At 70.1% G+C, this 16242-nt stretch carries 16 protein-coding genes and 1 pseudogene; 9 read left to right on the top strand and 8 right to left on the bottom strand.

All coding sequences use genetic code 11. The features are described 5' to 3' along the window. Nucleotides 1–166: 166 nt before the first annotated feature. The 3 genes from AQI70_RS24710 to AQI70_RS24700 all read left to right on the top strand — a co-directional run bounded on the left by AQI70_RS24710 (nucleotide 167) and on the right by AQI70_RS24700 (nucleotide 2549). The gene (locus tag AQI70_RS24710) at nucleotides 167–919 is read left to right on the top strand and encodes a GOLPH3/VPS74 family protein (RefSeq protein ID WP_062153701.1); all 753 of its coding nucleotides are present in this window, start codon (nucleotides 167–169) and stop codon (nucleotides 917–919) included. Nucleotides 920–1225: 306 nt separating this feature from the next. Beyond that, nucleotides 1226–2083, top strand: a complete 858-nt coding sequence (locus tag AQI70_RS24705) for a helix-turn-helix domain-containing protein (RefSeq protein WP_004000437.1) — start codon at nucleotides 1226–1228, stop codon at nucleotides 2081–2083. 274 nt (nucleotides 2084–2357) lie between these two features. Next, nucleotides 2358–2549 (top strand): DUF397 domain-containing protein, encoded by a 192-nt coding sequence (locus AQI70_RS24700; RefSeq protein WP_004000436.1) that lies wholly within the window; start codon nucleotides 2358–2360, stop codon nucleotides 2547–2549. Nucleotides 2550–2706: 157 nt separating this feature from the next. Here AQI70_RS24700 and AQI70_RS24695 read toward each other — a convergent pair whose 3' ends face one another. Further along, on the bottom strand, nucleotides 2707–3546 hold the full coding sequence (locus AQI70_RS24695; protein WP_062153699.1) for a hypothetical protein: 840 nt from the start codon (nucleotides 3544–3546) through the stop codon (nucleotides 2707–2709). A 76-nt stretch (nucleotides 3547–3622) separates the two neighbouring features. Between AQI70_RS24695 and AQI70_RS24690 the strand changes: the two genes are divergently transcribed. Both AQI70_RS24690 and AQI70_RS24685 read left to right on the top strand, forming a co-directional pair. After that, nucleotides 3623–4408 carry an SDR family oxidoreductase gene (locus AQI70_RS24690; protein ID WP_062153697.1) on the top strand — a complete coding sequence of 262 codons (786 nt, stop codon included), beginning with the start codon at nucleotides 3623–3625 and terminating at the stop codon, nucleotides 4406–4408. A gap of 126 nt (nucleotides 4409–4534) precedes the next feature. Next, the gene (locus tag AQI70_RS24685) at nucleotides 4535–6109 is read left to right on the top strand and encodes a sodium:solute symporter family protein (RefSeq protein ID WP_062153694.1); all 1575 of its coding nucleotides are present in this window, start codon (nucleotides 4535–4537) and stop codon (nucleotides 6107–6109) included. 9 nt (nucleotides 6110–6118) lie between these two features. Here the strand turns inward: AQI70_RS24685 and AQI70_RS24680 are convergent, their stop codons facing one another. From AQI70_RS24680 to AQI70_RS24665, 4 genes and pseudogenes are all read right to left on the bottom strand, one after another. Next, entirely contained in the window at nucleotides 6119–7237 is a 1119-nt protein-coding gene (locus AQI70_RS24680; protein WP_062153692.1) for an ADP-ribosylglycohydrolase family protein, read from the bottom strand. Nucleotides 7238–7441: 204 nt separating this feature from the next. Continuing rightward, nucleotides 7442–7738, bottom strand: a pseudogene (locus tag AQI70_RS24675) (hypothetical protein); the annotation flags it as partial. Between the two features lie 141 nt (nucleotides 7739–7879). Then, a complete protein-coding gene (locus tag AQI70_RS24670) occupies nucleotides 7880–8671 on the bottom strand; it encodes a hypothetical protein (protein WP_062153684.1) in 792 nt (263 codons plus the stop codon). A 226-nt stretch (nucleotides 8672–8897) separates the two neighbouring features. Next, entirely contained in the window at nucleotides 8898–9332 is a 435-nt protein-coding gene (locus AQI70_RS24665; protein WP_062153682.1) for an ATP-binding protein, read from the bottom strand. Between the two features lie 113 nt (nucleotides 9333–9445). Here AQI70_RS24665 and AQI70_RS24660 point away from each other — a divergent pair, with 113 nt between their 5' ends. The 4 genes from AQI70_RS24660 to AQI70_RS24645 all read left to right on the top strand — a co-directional run bounded on the left by AQI70_RS24660 (nucleotide 9446) and on the right by AQI70_RS24645 (nucleotide 11685). Next, nucleotides 9446–10258, top strand: a complete 813-nt coding sequence (locus AQI70_RS24660) for a helix-turn-helix domain-containing protein (RefSeq protein WP_062153680.1) — start codon at nucleotides 9446–9448, stop codon at nucleotides 10256–10258. Continuing rightward, nucleotides 10255–10446, top strand: a complete 192-nt coding sequence (locus tag AQI70_RS24655; protein ID WP_062153678.1) for a DUF397 domain-containing protein — start codon at nucleotides 10255–10257, stop codon at nucleotides 10444–10446. The genes AQI70_RS24660 and AQI70_RS24655 overlap by 4 nt, the downstream gene beginning before the upstream one ends. Then, on the top strand, nucleotides 10443–11078 hold the full coding sequence (locus AQI70_RS24650) for a class I SAM-dependent methyltransferase (RefSeq protein WP_062153676.1): 636 nt from the start codon (nucleotides 10443–10445) through the stop codon (nucleotides 11076–11078). The genes AQI70_RS24655 and AQI70_RS24650 overlap by 4 nt, the downstream gene beginning before the upstream one ends. A 94-nt stretch (nucleotides 11079–11172) precedes the next feature. Next, nucleotides 11173–11685 (top strand): DUF2165 domain-containing protein, encoded by a 513-nt coding sequence (locus tag AQI70_RS24645; RefSeq protein ID WP_062154129.1) that lies wholly within the window; start codon nucleotides 11173–11175, stop codon nucleotides 11683–11685. Between the two features lie 6 nt (nucleotides 11686–11691). On the opposite strand, the gene AQI70_RS24640 is transcribed toward AQI70_RS24645, so the two are convergent. The 3 genes from AQI70_RS24640 to AQI70_RS24630 all read right to left on the bottom strand — a co-directional run bounded on the left by AQI70_RS24640 (nucleotide 11692) and on the right by AQI70_RS24630 (nucleotide 16234). After that, on the bottom strand, nucleotides 11692–12879 hold the full coding sequence (locus AQI70_RS24640) for a DUF418 domain-containing protein (protein ID WP_062153674.1): 1188 nt from the start codon (nucleotides 12877–12879) through the stop codon (nucleotides 11692–11694). Nucleotides 12880–12984: 105 nt separating this feature from the next. After that, a complete protein-coding gene (locus AQI70_RS24635) occupies nucleotides 12985–13545 on the bottom strand; it encodes a L,D-transpeptidase (RefSeq protein ID WP_062153672.1) in 561 nt (186 codons plus the stop codon). Nucleotides 13546–13621: 76 nt separating this feature from the next. After that, a complete protein-coding gene (locus AQI70_RS24630) occupies nucleotides 13622–16234 on the bottom strand; it encodes a bifunctional FO biosynthesis protein CofGH (RefSeq protein ID WP_062153670.1) in 2613 nt (870 codons plus the stop codon). Between the last annotated feature and the right edge of the window lie 8 nt (nucleotides 16235–16242).

The raw sequence follows: 16242 nt of genomic DNA, 5'->3' as shown, positions 1-16242 counted from the left end.
CCGTGCCGCTGTCCGAACCATGTACCAGTGTCCTGTGCGCGGCCCTCAACTTCTGCGGTAGACGAGAACGACATACCTACCGGTTCCCTCACGAACCGGTCACGCACCCTCGACAGACCAATGTGAGAGGGGTCACCCTGTCATTCATCCACGCGGGGAGGCATGGATGGGCAGGAGCCGCAGAACACTTCCGGAGGAGCTTCTGCTGCTGGCGTTGGACCCGGCCACGGGAACCACCGCACAGCCGCAGTCGCTCGACCTCGGTCTGGCCGGAGCACAGCTAGTGGAGCTGGCGCTGGCCGGACGGATAGCCCCAGACGGGGATCGTATCGCCGTGGTAGTACCACGGCCGACTGGAGATCCGACACTGGACTGCGCGTTGGAGTTGCTGCGAAGGCGTGGCGCTCCCGTGCGGGCGGTGAACTGGATCGGCGGGCCCCGGCTGGGGCTGCGCCAGACCTACCTCTCGCATCTGGAGCGGTGCGGCATGGTGCATGCCGTGGCCGGTCAGATGTGCGGGGTGTTGCCGACGACTCGTTACCAGGCGACGGACAACGCCATCAGCCGGGAGATCAGGGCCCGGCTGGATTCAGCGATCCGCACCGGCGTACCGCCGGACCCGCGGACCGCGGCGCTCGCCGCCCTGGCACACGCGGTCGGCCTCGGCAAGCACCTGTACCCGGGGAACGAGGGGCGGTCCTCTCGGTCCCGGCTGCGGGATCTCATCAGGCATGACCCCATGGGCGGTCTCGTCGCGCACGCCGTGATGGACGTCCAGAACGGCGTGGCGGCCCAGCCGCGCCGCAGCCCGGCCCCGACCGGCCGTCAGGCCGCCGGAGGCAGGGCCGCAGCGGAACCCGCTCGTGGCGTTCCGGCGCAGCCGCGCCGCGGATCCATGGCGCGCGTCGTGGCCCACTGAGCCGCGGTCCACGACCCCGCACCACTCGAACCACCGCACCACCCGCACACCGAGCGCCGCGCCGCAGTCCCCCCAGACCGGTTCGGGAGCCGCTGGTCCGCGCGGGGTGACGGGATCGTTCGTCCGGATGACGAAACGGTTCCGCCGCCCCGCGCGGCCGCTTTTGCCGGGGGTCTCCCCGAACTGGCGCGTATCCAGCGCATATCCACCGTTTCCCAGCGGTAGGAAGCACCTTGGTGGCAGTCTGCTCAACAGCAGATACGCAAAGTCGCAATCACAAGGCAGGCAGCCGGAGGTGCACGTCCCGTGGCGTCCAATGTCAATCCCACCGTCAGGCGACGCCGGCTGGGCCAGGAGCTGCGCCGGCTCCGTGAGCTCAAGGGCATGACGGCCGAAGAGGTGGCCGAGCGGCTGCTGGTGTCGCAGTCGAAGATCAGCCGGCTGGAGAACGGCCGGCGCAGCATCAGCCAGCGCGACGTCCGTGATCTGTGCGGGGTCTACGAGGTGGAGGACCACCGGATCGTGGACTCGCTGATGCAGATGGCCAAGGACTCCCGGCAGCAGGGCTGGTGGCACTCCTTCGGCGACATCCCGTACAGCGTCTACATCGGGCTGGAAACGGACGCGGCGAGCCTGAGAGTGTACGACCCGCAGGTCGTCCCCGGGCTGTTGCAGACGAAGCAGTACGCGGAGGCCCTGATCGCGGGGGCGTTGCCGGAGACGGCACAGGCCGAGATCGAGAAGCGGGTTCAGGTGCGCATGCGCCGACAGGAACGAATCTCCACCGAGGAGAACCCGCTGCGGCTGTGGACCGTCCTGGACGAGGCCGCGCTGCGCCGGGTCGTCGGCAACCGCTCCCTCATGCGCGACCAGCTGGAGCAGCTCGTGGAGCAGTCCCAGCTGCCGCATGTCACCGTGCAGGTGATCCCGTTCGACATGGGCGCGCACCCGGGCCTCAACGGGCAGTACGCGATCCTTGAGTTCCCGGACGCGGCCGACTCCAGCGTCGTCTACATCGAGGGCGTCACCAGCGACCTGTACCTGGAGAAGGCGAACGACGTCCAGAAGTACAGCGTGATGTACGAGCACCTGCGGGCGCAGGCCCTGAACGTGGAGCAGTCCCGCCAGTTCATCGCGGACATCGCGAAGGACTACGCACGCTGATCACCGGCGTCAACCGCGCGGACGCCGGTCACCCGTGGGGTGCGAACCTCCCGACCGCAAAAACGCCGTACGGTACACCCTCCTCCGGCCGGGGCGGAAGACTCCACTGGAATATGCCACCCAGCCGAGTGAATAGTCGCTTCGTAAGCCGATGTTGGCGAGTAGCGTCGATCACGCCACCGAGCAACAAGGTTGGCGTGAATCGCGCTGCGGGTTCCGGTTGGGGCCCGCGGGGCGGTGACAGCAACTCACCATCTGGCAATTCGGAGCAAACATGGCAATTCGTCAGGGTGCCACGGACACGTGGACCAAGTCCTCGTACTCCACAGGAAACGGCGCGTGCGTCGAGGTCAAGTCACCGGTCGCAGCGGCCATGGCGGTACGGGACTCCAAGGTTCCCGAGGGCCCGGTCCTGGCGTTCCCCGCAGACGCGTGGAACACCTTCGTGGCGTCGGTCAAGGCGTAAGGAGCGGGTCTGTCCGATCCTCACCCGCAATCGACCGCACGACAGACAACTTCACAAGCACCACAGGTAGAGCCCTCTCGACCAGCCCGCCGTCCTTGCCGAGGGGGCTCGGCTCTGCCCGCGTTCCGCCCCGGCCGCCGAGGGACGCCTCCCCGCGTCAGCGCAGCTCGGCCACGTACCGGTCCGTGCCGGGGACCGTCGGGACGAACGGCGCCACCAGCTCCACCCTCCCCAGCCCCGACTCACCGACCGCCGTGTCCAGGCCGGCGAAGTGGCTCTCCCAGCACCGCCTCGGGTCCGCCTCCAGGAACCACAGCAGCGTCAGACGAGTGTCCGTGCCCTCGACCTGCTTGACGTACGACATGCGGTCGAGGGGGAGGGGCGTGGGCCGGAAGACCGTCACCATCGCGGCCGGGGAGCCCGCCAGACGCCCCGGAAGGTGACGGGCGCGCAGCCACTCCAGCAGTTCGGCGCGCTGCTCGGCCGAGTCGGCGTCGAGGACCTCCACCACCAGGCCCGCGTAGGGGTGGTCCAGGGCGTGGAAGTCGCGTGGGCCCGCCGCACCGTCCCGGTACACCGTCGCCTCGTGGTCCTGGAACGCCGTGAAGACATGGGTGCGGTCCCGGTAGACGCGGGCGTCGCGGTTGAGGCGCTTGTTGATGGCCACCGTCCAGCGCATGTGGTCGCCGTAGCGGCCGGCGGTGATCCAGTACGTGGAGAGGTAGCAGCCGGCGGTGACCGGCTGGGCGATCGCCGACTTCTCGGGGTAACGCAGGAGTTGCAGGTCCCGGGTGGCGACCCAGCGGCGGCCGGCGTACATCCAGGGCATGGCCATGGCGCCGGCGTAGTAGTGGTCGTCCTCGTACCAGCGGTTGTAGGCGTACTCGTGGCCCGGGTGCGGTTCGACCATGGTGATCAGGGCGTGGCCCGGGTGGACTCCGTACGGGCCCACGGCGGCCAGTTCGGCGTACACCTCGCTGCGGGTGTCCTCGCTCATGCGGTTCCCCTTTCCTGCGGTCACCCATACTCTGACGGCCCGTCAGATAGCGCGTCCAGAGTCGGGAGGCAGCGCGATGTCACTGCTCGCGGGCAAGACCGTCGTCGTGTCGGGAGTGGGCACCGGGCTCGGTCACCAGGTCGCCGCCACGGTGGTGCGCGACGGGGGGAACGCGGTCCTCGGGGCGCGCACGGAGGCCAACCTCGCCAAGAGCGCGGCCGAGATCGATCCGGACGGGGCGCACACGGCGTACCGGACGACCGACATCACCGACGAGACGCAGTGCGAGGCGCTGGCGGCGCTCGCGCGGGAGCGGTTCGGGCGAATCGACGCGGTTGTCCATGTAGCCGCGTGGGACAGCTACTTCGGCGGCCTGGAGGACGCGGACTTCGCCACCTGGCAGTCGGTGATCGACGTGAACCTGCTGGGGTCGCTGCGGATGACACGGGCCTGCCTGCCGGCCCTCAAGGAGCGCGGTTGCTCGGTCGTCTTCATCGGGACACAGTCCTCGGTCGCCGCCCCTTCGCAGGTGCGGCAGGCGGCGTACGCGGCGTCGAAGGGGGCGCTGACGAGCGTGATGTACTCGCTGGCGCGGGAGTTGGGCCCGTACCGGATCCGGGTGAACACCGTACTGCCGGGCTGGATGTGGGGACCTCCGGTGCAGGCCTACGTCCGGTTCACGGCACAGACGGAGGGCGTGCCCGAGGCCGACGTACTGAAGCGGCTGACCGAACGGATGGCGCTGCCCGATCTCGCCACGGACGGGGATGTGGCGGACGCGGTGGTGTTCCTGACGTCGGACAGGGCACGCTCCCTCACGGGGCAGTCGTTGCTGGTCAACGCGGGGGAGCTGATGCGATGAGTTCACATGGATGAACCAAGACCCTCATGACGAACACTTTTACCTTCCCTTGACCTTACGCTCACTTGTCGTGTTCACGCGACAGCGCCCAGGATGAGCGCCGGGCTGAACCCTGGGAGGGCGCACATGAACGGTCTCGACTGGGCCGTGCTCATCGGCTACTTCGGCGTGATGGTGGCGATCGGCGTCTGGTCGCACAAGCGGGTGGACAACGTCAGCGACTTCTTCACCGCGGGCGGCAAGATGCCGTGGTGGCTGTCCGGCATCTCCCACCACATGTCCGGATACAGCGCGGTGATGTTCACCGGGTACGCGGGCATCGCCTACACCTACGGCGTCACGTCCTTCGTGACCTGGTCCTTCCCCATCGCGCTCGGTATCGCCATCGGCTCGAAACTGTTCGCGCCGCGCATCAACCGGCTGCGCTCGCGACTGCATGTGGCCTCGCCGCTGGAGTATCTGAAGAACCGTTACGACCTCAAGACCCAGCAGGCGCTGGCCTGGTCCGGCATGCTGCTGAAGATCGTGGACGTGGGCGCGAAGTGGGCCGCGATCGCGACGCTGCTGTCGGTCTTCACGGGCGTCAGCCTGAACCAGGGCATCCTCATCACCGGCACCATCACGGCGATCTACTGCACGATCGGCGGCCTGTGGGCGGACGCGCTGACCGAGCTGGGCCAGTTCGTCATCCAGCTCCTCGCCGGCATCGCGATGTTCGTCGCGGTGATCGTGGAACTGGACGACAAGGGCATCGGGTTCTTCGGCGCCTGGGACGAGCCGGAGCTGCAGGGCCACGCCGAGCCGCTGGTCGGACCGTACGGCACCGTCTTCCTGCTCGCCTTCCTCTTCATCAAGCTCTTCGAGTACAACGGCGGCATGCTCAACCAGGCCCAGCGCTACATGGCCACGCCCAGCGCCCACGAGGCCGAGCGCTCGGCACGGCTGTCGGCGATCCTCTGGCTGGTCTGGCCGGTGGTCCTGTTCTTCCCCATGTGGATGTCCCCGCTGCTGGTGGAGTCGCAGAAGCCGGACGGCTCCGACTCCTACGGCCTGATGACCGAGCAGCTGCTGCCGCACGGCCTGCTGGGCCTCGTCATCGTCGGCTTCTTCTCGCACACCATGGCCATGTGCTCCTCCGACGCCAACGCCATCGCGGCCGTCTTCACCCGCGACTGCGCGCCGGTGATCTGGCGCCGGGCGCGGTCGTGGAGCCAGGGGCAGGGGCTGCGCGTCGCCCGGATCGCCACCGTCGTCTTCCTCGGTCTGTCCATGGCGGCGGCCACCCAGGTCAACTCCCCGACCTTCAAGGACATCATCACGGTCGTGATCAAGTGGGTCGCCGGTCTGATGGGCCCGATGGCCATCCCGATGATGCTGGGCCTGCTGCGCCCGTTCCGCCGCTCCGGCCCGACGGCCGCCCTCACCAGCTGGTCGATGGGTCTGCTGGCCTTCTGGCTGGTCAACTACCCGATCAGCTGGAACATCGAAGGCGGCGTCCCGCTCCAGTACCAGGTCTCGATCCCGCTCGCGGTGTCGCTGGTCCTCTACATCCTCGTCGGCTACATCAAGCCGGAGGACACCCCTGAGCGGCTCGCGATCATCGAGAAGATCAACACGGACGGCGACGGGGCGGCGGCAGCTGCGGTACCGGAGCCGGCCGGGCCCTCCGACGCCGTGGTGCGCACGGCGGCCAAGGACTGAGCCCTGGGCTCAGCCGCCGCGTGGATACCGGGCCAGCCAGCCCGGCGAGGACCCGGCGGGCCCGTGCAGTGCCGGGCCCTGGGTCATCTCCATGGCGAAGTCGTCGGCGAGTTCCAGGATCGTGGGACGGCCCTCCAGCTCGGCCAGCCAGGCCGGGGGCAGGGCCGTCTCGCCGTGCAGGGCGCCCAGCAGGCCGCCGGTGAGAGCGCCCGCGGCGGCGGAGGGACCGTCGTGGTTCACGGCGAGGCGCAGTCCGTGGCGCACGTCCTCGCCCACCAGGGCGCAGTACACGGCCGCGGAGAGCATCCCGTCCGCCGAGCCGTCGGCCGCGAGCTCCTCCACCCGCGCGGGCGTCGGCATGCCCTGCCGTACGGCGCCCAGCGCGTGCTGCAGCGCGTCCGACACGGGCTCGTGCCCCGGCCGCAGGGCGAGCAGGGCGAGCGCCCGCTGCACGGCCCCGTCGAGGCTCTCCCCGCAGGCCAGCCCATGCACGATCACGGCGTACGCGCCCGCCGACAGATAGGCGACGGGGTGGCCGTGGGTCTGTGTGGCGCACTCCACGGCGAGCTGGACGACGAGCTGCGGCTCCCAGCCGACGAGCAGCCCGAAGGGCGCCGAACGGGCCGCCGCCTCGGGACCGAGCTCGGCGGCGTTCTTGGGCGACTCCAGCGTGCCCATGGTGTCGTCACCGAGGCCGAGCAGCAGGGCGCGCGTGGGGTCCCGGCGGGCGTACAGCCACTCCTCGCGCGCCAGCCACCCGTCGTCCTTGCGGCGCTCGTCGGGCCCCCAGTCCCGCTGGGTGGCGGCCCAGCGCAGATACGCCCGGTGCAGATCGGTCGGCGGATGCCAGGCGCCGGTGTCCCGGCGTACCTGGGCCCGTATCAGCCCGTCGACGGAGAAGAGGGTCAGCTGCGTGAGATGGCTGATGGCACCGCGCCGCCCGTGCCCGAACCCGAGATCGACGAGCCCCTCGGGGCCGTACTGCTCCTTGATCTCGTCCAGCCCGAGCCCGTCGACCGGCGCGCCGAGGGCGTCCCCGACGGCCGCGCCGAGCAGCGTGCCGCGCACCCGGCTGCGGAAGTCCTGCTGTTCGGTACGGCCCCAGACGGCGCCGGCTGTCGCACCCACCAAGACCTCCCCGTGACAGCGTCCGTCGTACGACAGTTCGCCACTGTAATCGACCGGGGACGGCCGGTTCAGGGGGCGGAACGGTATGCGCGGTGTGCCCGAAGTGGACCCGAGTGGTCAGTTATCAGCCGTAGCAGGTGACATTGCAGACGCAGACGCACTCATGGCGCGGTACGGCCAGAAAGCTGATGAAACCCCGTCCGCTGCCTCTGTCTCAGCGGCCTCTCGCATCGCGCGGATCTCGGCGATGGCCTGCGCCGGGTCCTGCTCCCCCGCGTCCACGATGCGCTCCAGCTCACGCAGCCGGGCGGCGCGTTCCGGATGCCGTTCGATCGCGACGAACACGGCCCAGGAGTGCACGAAGGCTCGCAGCGGGGCGACGCTCTGTGCCTGCTGGGCGTTCGTCGTGGCCTCGAAGAGGTGTTGCGTGAGGGCCGGGATCCGGCTCGGCGCGATGCGCGCGACCGCAGCCCGCAGCGCGTCCGGGGTCAGCTCGGGCATGGGGATCAGCGGTCCTTACGGGCCGTCGGTCTGGGCGCTCACGGTGACCTCCGGCGCGGGGTGGCTCGGTCTTCGTACGGTACCGGCGGAGTCGGTGGCGCGGTGCGTGCGCGGCGCTTGTCACGGGCTCGCTCCGAGTCCCTACGCCGCCACACCGACCGGACGGCAGTCCCGGCATCGGCCCGGCCGCGGGGACCGGAACGCCCGGTCGCAGCCTTCGCAGGTCTGGAGGGGGTCCGGGCGGACGGGCGTCGGATGGCGTTCGAGGGCCGGGAGAGGTGGCGGGAGGAGCGCTGCGAGGCGGTGGGCGAGGAATGCCGCCGGGTTCTTGATGGGGTCCTTGGGCAGGCCGTTCGACAGGGTTCGCTGTACGGCGGTGGGCGGAACGCCCCTCTCCAGCCAGGCGGAGACGGCCGGGGCGAGGCGGTGTACGTCACGTTCGGCCAGGAGCAGGCGGGAGTCGTACTCACGCAGACCGGCGAGAAGGTCGACGGCGGCGCGGGGCGCGGCCGGCGCCACCGGGCGGGACGGCGGCGAGGCCGGGCGGGGTGCGGGCACCGCCGCCGCCCGGACCACCGTGAGCCCCGGCTTGTTGTACGAGATCGTCCGGGTCACGACTCGGCCCGATTGAAGACGCTCCTTGGTGCGAGCCAGGTACCCGTGCGCCTCCAGCTCCCGCAGGGCGGCGGCGATCCGCATCTCCCCCTCGGGGAACTTCGCGGCAAGCGTCTTGATCCCGATCGGGGTCCTGGCGGGCAGCGACTGGATGTGCACCGCCAGACCGATCGCGGTGAGGGACAGCTCCGGGTGCTGGGCCAGGTGGTTTCCGACCACGACGAACTGGTCGTGGTGGGGTTCGGTGACGTGCTCGACGCCTCCGGCGGAATGGCCGGACTTGGCGCGCGCGGGCGCGCTAGGGTGCTGCTCAGTCATCGGGAAGGCCCTAACTTCCTCGGTGATCAGGCCCTCGCACTGGGATGCCAGTCCCGGCGAGGGCCGATGCATGTGTGGGGTTGTTGCGGCTGACGCTGCACCATCGAATCCCCTCCACGCCAGCCGAGTTGGCGATGTTCACCCCTGCGGGTGATCGACGGGGGGCGGTAGGGATGGGTGGGTTCTTTTCCCGGTTCTTTGGTTCTTGGCGTCGGGAAGCGCCGGGTCACGACTCCCCGCGATCCGGCGCCAGTTCGGCCCACACCGTCTTGCAGTTGGCCGGAGCCTCGTCGACGCCCCAACGGTCCGCGTACGCCGCCACGATCAGCAGACCCCGTCCCGACTCCGCGTCACCGCCCACCGTGTCGCGGACCTGCGGGATCCGGTCTCCGCGGGCGTCGGTGACCTCGATGCGGAGGGTGCCGTCGGAGTGGAGCTTCAGCCTCAGCCGGAAGTCCCGGCCGGGGACCCGCCCGTGGAGTACGGCGTTCGACGCCAGCTCGGCCACGATGCCCGTAGCGCCCTCGAAAGGCCGCCCCCAGTCGTCGAGTTGGCGCTCGGCGAGCAGGCGGGCGAGTCGAGCACCTCTTCGAGTGGCGGACAGCTGAACCGTGAAGTGGTGCGTGAGAGAGGTGACTTGGGGGAGGGATTTCGGACTCATGTCACTTAGCGTGGCGAGCTCTCCCTACGCTGAACAGCAATGACCCGGGTACGGAACGTGACTGTCCGGGTACGGGTCCGGGTCGTACTGCTCGTACGTCGGGAGGGACGAGGGTGGAGGACGAGGAGGCCGCGGCCGTGCTCAGGACGGTCGGGCGGCAGATCAAGATGTGGCGCGAGGCCGCCGGGAAGAAGCAGGGGGAACTGGGCGCCGCCATCGGGTACGGCGAGGAGATGGTCTCGTCGGTGGAGCGTGGGCGGCGCATTCCGAAGCCTGACTTCCTGGACAAGGCCGATGAGGCGCTGGGGGCGGGCGGGAAGCTCTCCGCGATGAAGGAGGACGTGGAGAGGGCTCGCTATCCGAAGAAGGTGCGGGATCTGGCGAAGTTGGAGGACGAGGCGGTCGAGCTGGGCGCCTACGCCGCCCTCCACATCCACGGTCTGCTCCAGATCCCGGAGTACGCGCAGGCGTTGTACGAGATGCGACGGCCCGCGTACGCAGAGGAGGAGGTCGAGCGCCTCGTCGCCGCACGTATGGCGAGGAAGGGCGTCTTCGAGCGGACCCCCCGGCCGGAGATCACGTTTGTCCAGGAAGAGGCGACACTGCGGCGGCCCATCGGGGGCAGAATGGTGTTGCGACGACAGCTCGAACACTTGCTTGAGATGAACAAGTTGCGGCACGTCTCGATCCAGGTGATGCCTCTGGATCGCGAAGATCACGCGGGCATGATGGGCTCGATTCGGCTGCTGAAGCTCCGGGACGGAAAGACACTGGGGCATTCGGAGGGCCAGCTGTACGACCGAGTGATCAGCGACCCCCGGGAAGTCCAAGTCCTTGAGATGCGCTATGGAATGATCCGGGCGCAGGCACTCCCGCCACGGGAATCTGTGGCCTTTATCGAGAGAGTCCTGGGAGAGGAAACATGACCCCCACGCTGGTGTGGTTCAAGAGCAGCTACAGCGGCAACGACGGCCCTGATTGCGTCGAGGTCGCCATATCCCCCACCGACACCACCGTCCACGTCCGCGACTCCAAGAACAGGGACGGCGCACAACTCGCCTTCGAAAGCAGCTCCTGGGCGGAGTTCATCAACAACATGACCCCGATGCCGTGACCGGCGCAGATCAGGCACAGCAGGCCGCCGCCGTCTTCGACGCCCTGGGCCTCGCGTACGAGAAGGCGTTCGCTCACTCCGAGACACACCTGGCGTCGTTGGCGTGGCTGGTCGGGCGGCTCGGACCGGGCAGCCGGGTGCTGGACGTCGGCAGCGGTACGGGGCGGCCCACGGCCGAGACGCTCGCCGCGGCGGGCCACGACGTGCTGGGCATCGACGCGTCCCCCGTCATGGTGGACCTCGCCACCCGGCAGGTGCCCGAGGCCACCTTCAGGCACGCCGATATCCGCGAGGTCCCGCTGGAGGAGGGTGAGTTCGACGCGGTGTGCGTGTACTTCTCCCTGCTCCAGATGTCCCGCGCCAGGCAGGAGGACCTGGTGCGACGACTGGCACGGGCGCTCAGGCCGGGTGGCAGCATGGCGCTGGCGACCGTGCCGGCGGACGTGGAGGACCTCGACGTCGTCTTCATGGGGCAGCACGTGCGGGCGACCAGCTTCTCGGCCGAGGACTTCACCGGCATGGTCGGCGCGGCAGGACTGACCGTGCTGTCCGCGGAGCACGTGCTGTTCACGCCCGACCACCCCGGTGCCGATCCCGAGTCCCACCTGTTCCTGCGCTGCGTGCGGGACTAGGCGGCCAGCGCGACGGCGCCGGACGATCAACTGCCGCCCTGATTCTGGCTCAATGCCTATGGGGCGGCCCCGCCCTCCGGGGAAGATGACCACCATGTCGACAACACCCCCACGCGGCGCACTCCACCTCGCAGCCACCCTCCTCACCGCCACCGCCGCCCTCTACATCACCCTCGTCGCCTTCGGGAACATCACCGACTTCGGCACGAACCAGCAGTTCGTGCGGCACGTCCTGGCGATGGATACGACGTTCAAGGACGAGGACCTGATGTGGAGAGCCATCACCAGCGAAGGGCTTCAGGACGCGGCGTACGTCGCGATCATCGTCTGGGAGACCGTCGCCGCGCTGGTGCTGATATACGGCACATGGCTCTGGTTCCGCCGCGACGAAGGCCGCGCCCGCCGCTTCTCCACCTACGGCCTGCTGATGCTGATGCTGCTCTTCGGCGCCGGGTTCATCGCGATCGGCGGTGAGTGGTTCGCCATGTGGCAGTCCGGGGACTGGAACGGACTCGACGCCGCGACCCGGGTGTTCATGTTCAGCGGGATCGTGCTGATCGTGAACCATCTGCCGTTCGGGCAGGCACGGCAGACGGACGCCGGCTGACGCGTATCAGTGGCGCAGGGCCCACTTCTGGACCGTCTCCAGGGGCCCTGCCGTAAAGCGCCGCAGCCACAGCGTCGAGCCCACCATCAGCGTCGCGCAGACCACGGCCCACAGTCCCACCACCCACCATGGGCCCGTGTCGTCGAGCCGTTCCGCCAGGCCCAGCCCGATGCCGTAGGAGACGAGCACACACAGCACGTTCTGCAGGACGTAGCCGGACAGGGCGGTGCGGCCGACGGAGGTGAGCCCGGTCATCAGCGGGCCCGGCCGCCGTACGCGGTCCACCAGGGCGCCGGTCAGGCCGATGTAGCCGAGGGCCAGCAGCGGGGCGGCGCCGTAGCGGGCCGGCAGGAACAGTTCGGTGCCGCCCAGTGCCGCCGCCACGTTGAGCGGCAGCCCGAGGCCCAGCCCCCACAGCATCAGGCGGGAGCGCAGCCGGCGCCCGGTCTCGTCCACGCCGAACGCCCCGGCCCGGTACAGCCGTACGCCCAGCAGGAAGAGGAAGACCAGCAGGAAGAAGGTCAGCACCGGCTCCATGCGCAGCGCGATCGCGTTCTCCAGGCGGAAGGCGACCTGGTCCAGGTAGTCGCCGTGCGCGTACAGGTCGACGACCTCGCGGGAGACGGTGCCGCCGTCCTCGCTGTCGGACGCGGCCAGGGTGGCCGCCGTCAGCAGGCCCAGCACGGCCAGATGCAGCCCCGCCGCCCACCACATCACCCGGCGCTGGGCCCGCGCAGAGCGGGTCAGCAGCCAGGCGACGAACAGGGCGGTGACCGCGTACCCCATGAGTACGTCCCAGGCGAAGACCAGGACGAAATGCACCGTGCCCTCGCCGAACAGAAACAGCGCCCGCCACCGGTAGCGCCCCGGCCACGGCTGCCCGCGCCGCGCCGCCGAGCCGTACTGGATGGCCAGCCCGACGCCGAACAGGATCGTCAGCAGCGACAGGAACTTGCCGTTCCCGAGCACGCTGAAGGTGCCTTCGACGGCGCCCGCGAACGACCCGAACGACAGCTCGCCGTAGCCGGACTGGAGGGCTCCCCACTCGGCGCCCGGACCGGTGAAGATCCATACGTTCGTCATGAGGGTGCCCAGGATGGCCACCCCGCGCAGTACGTCGAGGAGGGGGAGTCGTCCGGTGGGCGCTGACTGCGTCTCCGGTGCCCGCGGGACCGTCGTGTCCGAGTGCGTCATGCATTCATCGTCATGGCGGCACCGGCCGGAGTCGTCGTGAGCGAAGCCGAACCCGCCCTACACCGAAGGATGCAGAGGGCGGCACCACCCGGTCCGCCCTTAGACCTACTTGACGACCGCCACCGTGGTGCCCGCCGTCCCGAAGTCCCACAGCGCGGAACCGTCCGCCTTGGGCATCCGGATACCGCCCGTCTGCCTGCCCGAGGCGGGCGGCGGGGACGAGCCGTCCACGGCGTTGGAGAAGGCGATGGAGACCCCGGACTTCGCGGTGAAGTAGATGATGTTCTCGATCTGCACACCGTCCGAGCCGGTGGTGGCCTCGTTGCGCGAGGACACGGCGTAGGTGCCGGGGTCCGGGCTCACCGTGCCGGGCCAGACGGTGAAGGTACGGCGGGTCGCGTCGCTGGCGTCGACCAGCCAGAGACGCTTCTGGCCGAGGGAGTACACGATCCGGCGTCCCGTGCCCGAGCCGTCCGGCACGGCGGCGGGCCCGGCGGACTTCGACGGGGCGGGGCTCGCGCCCGCCGACGCCGACGCGCTCGGGCGGGCGGCCGTGGCCGTCGGGTGCGGCCCCTTGTCGGCCTGCACGGCGAGGACGGCGACGGCGGCTATCGCTGCCACCGTCAGACCGGTCACCCAGACCTTGGGAGCAGGCACGGCACGCATCTCCTCAGCTACGAAGCCACGGAACCCCTCCACCGGGGGTCGGATCATCGTACCGACCCCCGTGACCCGGTCCTCCTCAGTCCAGCACCGGCAACAGCTCCGGCAGATGCCCGTCCGAGGCCGCCGCCGCCCGCTGCCGTTCCTGCGGCACCTCGCCGTACAGCGTCGTCCGCGGTTTCGCGGGGCGCCCCGCCGCCTCGGCGACGGCCACCAGGTCGCGCACCGACTTGTAGGAGCCGTACGACGAACCCGCCATCCGCGAGATCGTCTCCTCCATCAGCGTGCCGCCCAGGTCGTTGGCGCCGGAGCGGAGCATCTCCGCGGCGCCCTCGGTGCCGAGCTTCACCCAGCTGGTCTGGATGTTCGGGATCCAGGGGTGCAGCAGGAGCCGGGCCATGGCCGTGACCGCCCGGTTGTCCCGGATGGTCGGGCCGGGGCGGGCGATGCCCGCCAGGTACACCGGGGCGTTGGTGTGGATGAACGGCAGGGTCACGAACTCGGTGAAGCCGCCGGTCCGTTGCTGGATGCCGGCCAGGGTGCGCAGGTGGCCCAGCCAGTGGCGGGGCTGGTCGACATGGCCGTACATCATCGTCGAGCTGGACCGGATGCCCAGCTCGTGCGCGGTCGTGATCACCTCGATCCAGGTCGCCGTCGGCAGCTTGCCCTTGGTCAGGACCCAGCGGACCTCGTCGTCGAGGATCTCGGCGGCGGTGCCGGGGATGGAGTCCAGGCCCGCCTCCTTCGCCGCCGTGAGCCATTCCCTGATCGACATGCCGGTGCGGGTGGCGCCGTTGACGACCTCCATCGGCGAGAAGGCGTGGACGTGCATGCCGGGGACGCGGGACTTCACCGCCCGGGCGATGTCGAAGTACGCCGTTCCCGGCAGGTCCGGGTGGATGCCGCCCTGCATGCAGACCTCCACCGCGCCCACGTCCCAGGCCTGCTGGGCGCGGTCGGCCACCTGGTCCAGGGACAGGGTGTAGGCGTCGGCGTCCGTGCGGCGCTGGGCGAAGGCGCAGAAGCGGCAGCCGGTGTAGCAGACGTTGGTGAAGTTGATGTTCCGGGTGACGATGTAGGTGACGTCGTCGCCGACCGCCGATTTGCGGACGTCGTCGGCGACGCGGGTCAGCGCGTCCAGTGCCGGGCCGTCCGCGTGCAGCAGCGCCAGCGCCTCCTCGTCGGTGAGCCGGGTCGGGTCGTCGGCCGCCACCCGCAGCGCCTGGCGCACGTCGGTGTCGATGCGCTCGGGGGCCATGCCGGGCGCGGCGGCCTCGCGCAGGGCGCCCCAGTCGCCGTACACCTCGTCGAAGTCGTCGCGGCGGTCGGACGTACGGCCCTCGGTGTCGATGGTGGTGTGCAGGTCCGTACGGCCGGAGGCGACGAAGGCCTCCTCGGGCTCCTGCCACGGGTGCCCCTCGACCACCGCGTCCGGCCGGGCCAGGCCCGTCTCCGGATCGGCGAGTGCACGCACGTGCGGGCGCAGCCGTGGGTCCAGCCAGGGCTCGCCGCGCCGGACGAACTCCGGGTAGACACAGAGGCGTTCGCGCAGTTCGAAGCCGGCGGCCGCCGAGCGCTCGGCGAGTTCCTCGATCTGCGGCCAGGGGCGCTCGGGGTTGACGTGGTCGATGGTCAGCGGGGAGACCCCGCCCCAGTCGTCGATGCCGGCGCGGATGAGGCGCTCGTACTCGGAGTCGACCAGGTTCGGCGGGGCCTGGAGGCAGGCGCTCGGGCCCATGAGGTGCCGGGCGACGGCCACCGTGGCGACCAGTTCGTCCAGTTCCGCGTCCGGCATGCCGCGCATCGCGGTGTCCGGCTTGGCGCGGAAGTTCTGGATGATCAGTTCCTGGATGCCGTGGTAGGCCCGGGAGATCTTGCGGAGCGCGAAGAGGGACTCGGCCCGCTCCTCGTACGTCTCGCCGATCCCGATGAGGATGCCGGAGGTGAAGGGGACGGAGGAGCGGCCGGCGTCCTCCAGGACGCGCAGCCGTACGGCGGGTTCCTTGTCGGGGGAGCCGTGGTGCGGGCCGCCGGGCTCGGACCACAGGCGGGTGGCCGTCGTCTCCAGCATCATGCCCATGGACGGGGCGACGGGCTTGAGGCGCTGGAAGTCGGTCCAGGTCATCACCCCCGGGTTGAGGTGAGGGAGGAGCCCGGTCTCCTCCAGGATCCGGACGGAGATGGCGCGGACGTAGGCGATGGTGTCGTCGTACCCGTGCGCGTCGAGCCACTCCCTGGCCTCCGGCCAGCGCTCCTCCGGCTTGTCGCCGAGGGTGATGAGGGCTTCCTTGCAGCCGAGGGCCGCGCCCTTGCGGGCGATGTCGAGGACCTCGTCCGGCGACATGAACATCCCGTGCCCGGCGCGGCGCAGCTTGCCCGGGACGGTGACGAAGGTGCAGTAGTGGCACTTGTCCCGGCACAGCCGGGTGAGGGGGATGAAGACGCTCTTCGAGTAGGTGATGACGCCGGGCCGGCCCGCCGCCTCAAGGCCGGCGTCCCGCACCCGGGCGGCGGACGCGACGAGGTCGTCGAGGGCCTCGCCGCGGGCCTGGAGCAGTACGGCCGCCTCGGAGACGTCGAGGGCGACGCCGTCCCGGGCGCGTTTGAGGGCGCGACGCATGGAGTTCTCGGTCGGGCCGGTGCCGCTCGGGCGGTCGGTGGAGCCGGTTCCGGAGGTCGCGGAAGTCGTCATCCTTCGAG

The organism is Streptomyces curacoi (assembly GCF_001513975.1).
Taxonomy (GTDB): domain Bacteria; phylum Actinomycetota; class Actinomycetes; order Streptomycetales; family Streptomycetaceae; genus Streptomyces; species Streptomyces curacoi.
The sequence above is the reverse complement of the archived record's forward strand: the minus strand, read 5'-3'. Positions and strand labels throughout refer to the sequence as shown.